The organism is Candidatus Ornithobacterium hominis, assembly GCF_900538215.1.
GTDB classification, from domain to species: Bacteria; Bacteroidota; Bacteroidia; order Flavobacteriales; family Weeksellaceae; genus Ornithobacterium; species Ornithobacterium hominis.
The window spans coordinates 1-7,066 of record NZ_UNSD01000007.1 but is presented as its reverse complement, the minus strand read 5'-3'; the positions used below and the strand labels follow the sequence as shown (position 1 = coordinate 7,066).

The following is a 7,066-nucleotide window of genomic DNA, read 5'->3' as shown; positions in this document are numbered from 1 at the left end:
GTGTTAAGCCTCCCGCTAGCGTTCATCCTGAGCCAGGATCAAACTCTCCGTTGTTATTCCTTAAATTATCTAATGTCTTAAATAATAATTATAACTGAAAAGCTATCCCCAAACTCATCAAATTGACACTTGGCTTCTTTTGCTTATTTTGTCTTCTAATTTGTATCTTATTTCTATCTTTATGAACTCCTCTACCCTAAAAGGGCTGCAAATATATAAATTCTTTTTCTTTTAATCCAAAAAAAATTTATCCTTTTTTTTATCAAACCTTCAAATAACTCTCTCTCTCAAAAGGACCGCAAATATAAATACTATTTTTATTCCCATCCAAATTTTTTACCCTGTTTTTTGTAACTTTTTTTTAAATAAATTGTAATTGATTGATTTACAGATGGATATAATTGAGTTTTTTTTTGTTTTTTTTTGATTACCCTACTTAATATATTGAATGATATTATAACTAATCTCTATTAATGATGAATTTATGCTCGCATGGTGGACGTTTTGACTATGTTATGAACGCTTTTTCTCTTCCTGTTTTTTTTAAGCCTTTAAAAAAATTACTTCCAATTTTCGATAATATAAGCAATCATATACGCTGCTAATTTCGCCGTGCAGTCATCAATATCAAAATTAGGGTTGAGCTCTGCTACATCCGTCAGCGCTAATTTCCCCGATTTACTTACCAGTTTCAGTATTTTCTGTACTTGGAAGGGCGTTAAACCGTTCACACAAGTGGCACTAACGCCAGGTGCGTAAGCTACGTCAAATACATCCATATCTAGAGTCAAGTAAAGCACATCTACTTTTTCAATAAATTCCTGCAAAGTTTCTTCCCAATTTAAATTTTGATGAATTTCTTCGGCAAAAATGTAATTCGCTTCAATTTCATCCGCTTTTTGAAACAAAATCGGGGTATTCCCATAACTCTGAATTCCTAAACAAAAATACTTAAACTTTGAATTATTTTTATCTGCCAAAGCATTCATTTCATAAAAACCTGTGCCTGAATTTGTTTGCGGCGATGGTTTCCTCAAATCAAAATGAGCATCGATATTAATGACTCCAATATTTTTCTCGTGCTGAAAAAGTGCTGCGAAATTACCCAAAGCCACCTCATGCCCACCACCCAAGACGATGGGCTTCTGATTCTGCAGAATCATTTGGCTCACAATTTCTGTTTGCAATTCTCGTGCTTTTTCCAAGTCTCCATTTTCACAAAGAATATCCCCAGCATCCAAGAGATTTAACGGCTGATGATAGGGTATGCCTGATAGGAATTGCCTGATTTTCTGCGGAGCAGCGGCAGCCCCCACTCTACCTTGGTTTCGTCGCACGCCTTCATCACAAGCAAAACCTAGGAATACAAAACTATTTTCTTCCGCTTCTTCGCTATAAGCTTTTATCACTTGATGCCACCGCCAGCTTTTCTCCCCAACTTCTTCATCAATACGCCCTTGCCACCACTTGGGGCTAAACTCTTCTTTCATTTCTCTTAATTTTATTTTGTTTAAAATTTTCTAAGGCTTAAAAAAATTTCTAAAATTTTCTCAATTTTACTTATCTTTTAATTTAAAGCTACAATGTATGAAAATTTACACCAAAAAAGGTGACACTGGCGAAACTTCTTTGTATGACGGGGAAAAAATTTCTAAAGCCTTAAAAAATTCTATGAAAAAAGCACTCTTAATCATCAATGGTAAACCACCCAAAGAGAAAATTGACATCTCTAAATTCAATGGTATTTTTTGTACGGACGGTGCCTATGCCAAAGCTCTAGAAATAGGGATTCAACCAGAAGTCATAGTTGGTGACCTTGATAGTATTTGCCTAGAAAACTTAGATTCTACCATAGAAGTTTTGCGCCGTTCCAATCAAAAATTCACCGACTTCCATAAATCTTTGGTTGAAATTGAAAAGCGTGGATTTCAGTCGGTAGATGTGTATGGTGCCACGGGCTTAGAGCACGACCATTTTCTCGGTAATTTATCCACAGCATTGAAGTTCAAAGATAAAATTAGAATCAGTTTTCATGATGATTTTTCAGTTTTCTTTTTTGCAAAAAATCCAGTTATTTTACACAACACAAAAAACAGAATCATTTCTCTTTATCCCTTTCCTTTAGCTAAAAATGTTGTTTCGGAAGGCTTGTTTTACCCTTTGAATAAAGTTGATCTTCAGCTCAATGAGTTCATCAGCACACGAAACCACAGCTTGGAAGAAGAAGTGAAAATTCAGTATGACGAAGGCGAAATGCTAGTTTTTGTTTCCAAGTATCATCGGGATTTTTCTTAAAATTTTCTAGCCTTATAAAAATTATTAGCTGTTGTAATGATTATTTAAGCAAGCAATTATAAAAAAATTAAGCCTTAGGAAATTTTCCAATAAAAAATTCCCTAAGGTTTTTAAAAAATTTTGAAATTTAAACTCGTCTGCTATTCCATCAGTAAATCAATAAGTTGGCTCAGTCTCATTTTCAGACTCGAGCGGTGAACAATCACATCTATAAAACCTTTCTCTAGCAAAAATTCTGAAGTTTGGAAACCTTCGGGTAAATCTTGGCCTATTGTTTCGCGTATTACACGTGGTCCTGCAAAGCCAATCAAAGCACCGGGTTCTGCCAAGGTGATGTCGCCCATCATACCAAAGGAGGCCGTGATGCCACCAAATGTAGGGTCGGTGAGTAGCGTGATGTAGGGTAACTTCTTGTTTGCTAGCTGAATGAGCTTTGCCTCTACCTTTGCCATTTGCATTAGAGAGTGAGCTGCTTCCATCATTCTTGCTCCACCTGATTTACAAATCAAAATGTAAGGCAAATTATTTTTAATGGAATAGTCTATCGCTCGAACGATTTTCTCACCCATTGCAGAGCCCAGGGAACCACCAATAAAGTTAAAATCCATTGCACTCACTACGACTTTTTTCCCTTCTAAATTTCCCGTTGCGGTGCGAATGGAATCCTTCAGACCAGTTTTTTTCTTCGTTTCTTTAATTCTGTCGGTATATTTTTTAGAATCTTCCCAATTTAGCGGGTCTTTACTTTCAATATTTTTATGTAATTCTTCATATTTTTTGTCGTCAAAAAGAATTTCAAAATATTGCTGCGAACCGATCTTTACATGAAAATCGTCTTCGGGACTTACATAATTATTACGCTCAAGCTCCTCTGTTTCAATAATTTTACCTGTAGGTGTTTTGTACCACAAGCCTTTGGGCGTATCTTTCTTTTCTTCTGTAGAAGTTTGAATATTTTTTTTCTTTCTTCTAAACCAAGCCATACAATCAATTTTATTCTAAAAGATAAATGTATAAAATATTATTAATTCTAACGGAAGATTTCTGATAAAGCTAAAGCATTTTTGTAAATTTGGTTCAACTAAAATTTAAAATTATGTATCCTTTTCAGCGAAATAGAAGATTGAGAACTAATGAAAGTATCCGCTCTCTGGTGAGAGAAAATCATGTATCAGCCGATGATTTGATAATGCCGCTTTTTATCATGGAAGGTGAAAATACACAAGAAGAAATTAGCAGCATGCCAGATTATTTTAGGTTCAGCCTAGATTTACTGATGGATGAAATTGAAAAAGCAACAAAATTGGGCATCAAAGCCGTGAATATTTATTGCAAAGTTGATGCGGATAAAAAAGATAATGAAGGTACCGAGGCTCTGAATCCCAATGGGTTGATGCAGCGTTCGATTCGTAAAATTAAAGAGAATTTCCCTAACGTGTTGGTCTTCACTGATGTGGCTCTAGACCCTTATTCTTCTTTCGGGCACGATGGCGTGGTGGAAGATGGAAAAATTTTGAATGACAAAACCAACGAAATTTTAGCACAAATGGCACTGAGCCATGCCGAGGCAGGAGCTGACTTCATTGCTCCGTCTGATATGATGGATGGGCGAATTTTGGCGATTCGTGAAACTTTAGAAAACAATGGCTTTAGCGATGTAGGCATCATGAGTTATACGGCCAAATATGCTAGCTCTTTCTACGGCCCGTTCAGAAATGCACTGGATTCTGCTCCTGGTTTTGGCGACAAAAAAACTTACCAAATGGATTTTGCTAACGCTGATGAAGCGCTGCACGAGGCAGAGAACGACATCTTAGAAGGTGCTGATATTTTGATGGTAAAACCAGGATTGGCTTATCTCGACGTGATTTATCGTCTAAAAGAATACAGCAAATTACCCATTGCCGTTTACCAAGTGAGTGGAGAGTACGCAATGCTAAAAAGCGCTGCTGCCAACGGTTTTTTGGATTTTGAGAAATGTCTTTTGGAGCAAATATTTGCTTTCAAAAGAGCTGGCGCTTCCGTTATCAATACTTACTTTGCAAAGGAAGTCGCCGCTTTAGTCCAATAAATCATGAATGATTTGACTTAAACTCTTTTTTCTTAATGAAACAGGGAAATGCGCCAGAATTCGGTTTCGGGCACATTTTCCTATTTCATTATTTTCTAAGGCTTTTAAAATTTTCTCGCTCGCTTCTTCCAGATTGGGTGAATTTAGAATATAGCCGCAATCGCCAATGGCTCTAGGAATTCCATTCACCGCAGAACCCACTGGCACACACTCGCTCATCATTGCCTCGCAGAGCACATTGGGCAAACCTTCGCTTAGCGAAAACTGAGCATAAACTTTAGTTTCTGCATACAATTCTTTTAATTCTTCTTTCCCTAAATGAGGTAAAATTTGAAGATTTTTTAAGGCTTTAAATTTTTCTGGTATTATATTTTCTTGCTGCACGCCTGCAACTATAAATTTGATTTGTGGGTGCCTCTCAGCCAATTTCAAGAAAAAGTCAATCCCTTTTAGCCAATAAACTTTTTTACCCGAAATCTGGCCGACTGTGAGCACTTGATTCTTTTTCTCTTTAGCATACCAATCGCCTGCAGCATAGCCTGTAGGAATCACAGTAATAGGTGTTTTTAGCTCAGGCATAAAATTTAAAATCCCAGTGGTAGCATCTCCCCCAGCATAGCGGTTTTCGTTTTTTATCATACTTTCATCTACTGGAAGAATGTGATCAACATTTTGGTAAACCCAGCGGGCTAAGCGTGTTCTTAGATTTTTTTTATAAAATAAACCAAATTCAATCGAAGGGATGCATACCGCGTCGTATCCACCGACTACAATTAATACTTTTTTTCGGAAGATTTTGGCTAGCAAACATGCCCAAAAAGCATGATAATCATTAAACCACACGTAGACTAAGTCTCTGGACGGGATGTTTTTTATAAGTTCTAAAATTCCCTTAAATTGGTAATAAAAAAATGTTAATGTAGATTTTTTCAAGAAAAATTGTTGTTGCTTTACTTCGCAAAATTCTTGGAGAATGGCGACATCATTTTTCACGAAAGTTGTTTTTTGAGGATAGACCATCAATATTTTATAAGGAATCATGTATGCAAAATAAAACTATTGTTTCTAAAAAAGCTTCTTTTGACTTAAAATATTTTTTAAGCCTTCTTTTTTTCATCTCATTTTTTGGTTTTTCTAACGCTCAAATTAAAAAAATAAAGGGTAGCATCGTTTTAACTGAAAAAATTAGAGATTTCAATGGTATTTATATTCAGAATCTACGAACAAAAAATTATACACTCCCTGATATTGTTGGCGGTTTTGAAATAGAGGCTATGCTTGGCGATTCATTGCGTTTTAGTGGTGAGTTTTTGAGCGAAAAACATTTAGAAATCACACCTCAGATTTTCTCTAAAGAGAAAGTAGTTGTACTGATGGAAAATGAAATCATTCAATTAGATGAAATCATAGCAAACCCGCCACTCACAGGGAATTTAAAGACCGACTTGGCCAGTGTTGCTTATTTTGATACGATTAGTGCTCTCTACAGCCGATTGGGATTGGACATTAAAAGCAAAGAGATTCAACGCCGAGAAAAAATGGGAGATCTGTTTCCGAATTTATTTGGGATTCCTCTCCCTACAAAATTAAATATAGGAACTTTATATAAATTAATTTTGGGCTATTACAAAAAAGAAGAAAGACTCTATAAATATAACCAATTAGATGAAACGACAAAAAAGATTTTAGCCATAGTCCCCGAAGATTTTTTTTCTAAGGCTTTAAAAATTCCAGAAGAAAAGGTATTCAACTTTGTTTTCTTTGCTGTCCAAACTGATAAACTACAATTTCAAAATTTATTGAAAAACAATAATTCGTTTGACATCAAAGAACTGCTAGAAAAGAAATCAAAAATTTACCTAAACCGACTCCAGTCTAACGAAGTAGATTCAAAAAATGATAACCTAAAGAATCCTCACTGACAGCGACTAATATTATGTTTCTCATTGAACTCATTATGCCTTTTGATTTAATTAGAATAAAAATGATGCAAATGGATGAGATTTAACCACTCCTGAGGCTAACTTAACTGATAATATAATAATTACACTCGCTCTCTAAGCTCCAAGACTTTTGTAGCCTTAATTTCTTAATAAAAATTTTTAACAAAATAAAAAGCATTAAACTAAAAAAAGCTATAAAAAAATAGCCCTCCTTACAGAGGGCTAAAAAGCTTTAATCTTTAATACAACGCACGCTGAACCCTGAATCATGGGTGCTGTATTCATTCACACCGCTGTAGCCATTGTAGAAGTATAACATGTAAGTGTTGTTTAATTCGCGAGCAGAGCTACTCCAGTAGTACCCTAGAGGATCCTCGTTGTTCTGTATCTCTCCTTCAGAACGTAAGCTAGCAGCTGCAAGGTTTGGTAACTTAGTCTGTGTAAACATTTGATTAGTAAAAACTCCAATACCGCCACTCTTTCCAGAACTGCTCGCTACAACCAAATGAAATTTCTCCCACTCCTGCTCAGTCGGAACATGGTAACCTGACGGGCAAGGGTTATTAACTCCGACTTCGCCTGCTTGCCACAAGTTATCGGGTAATAAAGGATTATTTTTTACCCAACCATTATCGTTAATAATAAACTTCCCTGCTGCTTCGCCTGTGTCTGTCCAAGTATCGGCTAGTTTAGGGGTAGTTTCTGAACCCCTAAACTCATGCCCATCACTCGCTCGCTGCCATTGGTAATATGAACC

7 protein-coding genes are annotated in these 7,066 nt (G+C 36.0%); 3 read left to right on the top strand and 4 right to left on the bottom strand.

Translation table 11 applies throughout. From position 1 onward, the window contains the following. Positions 1-560 precede the first annotated feature (560 nt). The gene (gene hutG / locus D5J18_RS06730) at positions 561-1,490 is read right to left on the bottom strand and encodes a formimidoylglutamase (protein ID WP_119058250.1); all 930 of its coding nucleotides are present in this window, start codon (positions 1,488-1,490) and stop codon (positions 561-563) included. Between the two features lie 97 nt (positions 1,491-1,587). Between hutG and D5J18_RS06725 the strand changes: the two genes are divergently transcribed. Next, the gene (locus tag D5J18_RS06725) at positions 1,588-2,295 is read left to right on the top strand and encodes a thiamine diphosphokinase (protein ID WP_119058249.1); all 708 of its coding nucleotides are present in this window, start codon (positions 1,588-1,590) and stop codon (positions 2,293-2,295) included. Positions 2,296-2,435: 140 nt separating this feature from the next. On the opposite strand, the gene accD is transcribed toward D5J18_RS06725, so the two are convergent. Next, positions 2,436-3,278, bottom strand: a complete 843-nt coding sequence (gene accD / locus D5J18_RS06720) for an acetyl-CoA carboxylase, carboxyltransferase subunit beta (protein ID WP_119058248.1) — start codon at positions 3,276-3,278, stop codon at positions 2,436-2,438. Between the two features lie 113 nt (positions 3,279-3,391). On the opposite strand from accD, the gene hemB reads away from it, so the two are divergent. Beyond that, positions 3,392-4,366: a porphobilinogen synthase gene (gene hemB / locus D5J18_RS06715; RefSeq protein WP_119058247.1), complete on the top strand. Its 975-nt coding sequence runs from the start codon at positions 3,392-3,394 to the stop codon at positions 4,364-4,366. On the opposite strand, the gene D5J18_RS06710 is transcribed toward hemB, so the two are convergent. Next, on the bottom strand, positions 4,355-5,386 hold the full coding sequence (locus D5J18_RS06710; RefSeq protein ID WP_165844978.1) for a glycosyltransferase family 4 protein: 1,032 nt from the start codon (positions 5,384-5,386) through the stop codon (positions 4,355-4,357). The two genes, hemB and D5J18_RS06710, sit on opposite strands and share 12 nt — an antisense overlap. A gap of 23 nt (positions 5,387-5,409) precedes the next feature. Between D5J18_RS06710 and D5J18_RS06705 the strand changes: the two genes are divergently transcribed. Continuing rightward, positions 5,410-6,288: a hypothetical protein gene (locus D5J18_RS06705; RefSeq protein WP_119058245.1), complete on the top strand. Its 879-nt coding sequence runs from the start codon at positions 5,410-5,412 to the stop codon at positions 6,286-6,288. A 253-nt stretch (positions 6,289-6,541) separates the two neighbouring features. Here D5J18_RS06705 and D5J18_RS06700 read toward each other — a convergent pair. Further along, positions 6,542-7,066 (bottom strand): FISUMP domain-containing protein (locus tag D5J18_RS06700; protein ID WP_311394704.1); only part of this gene is annotated, 525 nt, incomplete at its 5' end.

What these genes read in the sequence shown, in the direction of transcription:
- hutG (WP_119058250.1), bottom strand. Translation starts at nt 1,490, where the DNA reads ATGAAAGAAGAGTTTAGCCCCAAGTGGTGGCAAGGGCGTATTGATGAA.
- D5J18_RS06725 (WP_119058249.1), top strand. Translation starts at nt 1,588, where the DNA reads ATGAAAATTTACACCAAAAAAGGTGACACTGGCGAAACTTCTTTGTAT.
- accD (WP_119058248.1), bottom strand. Translation starts at nt 3,278, where the DNA reads ATGGCTTGGTTTAGAAGAAAGAAAAAAAATATTCAAACTTCTACAGAA.
- hemB (WP_119058247.1), top strand. Translation starts at nt 3,392, where the DNA reads ATGTATCCTTTTCAGCGAAATAGAAGATTGAGAACTAATGAAAGTATC.
- D5J18_RS06710 (WP_165844978.1), bottom strand. Translation starts at nt 5,386, where the DNA reads ATGGTCTATCCTCAAAAAACAACTTTCGTGAAAAATGATGTCGCCATT.
- D5J18_RS06705 (WP_119058245.1), top strand. Translation starts at nt 5,410, where the DNA reads ATGCAAAATAAAACTATTGTTTCTAAAAAAGCTTCTTTTGACTTAAAA.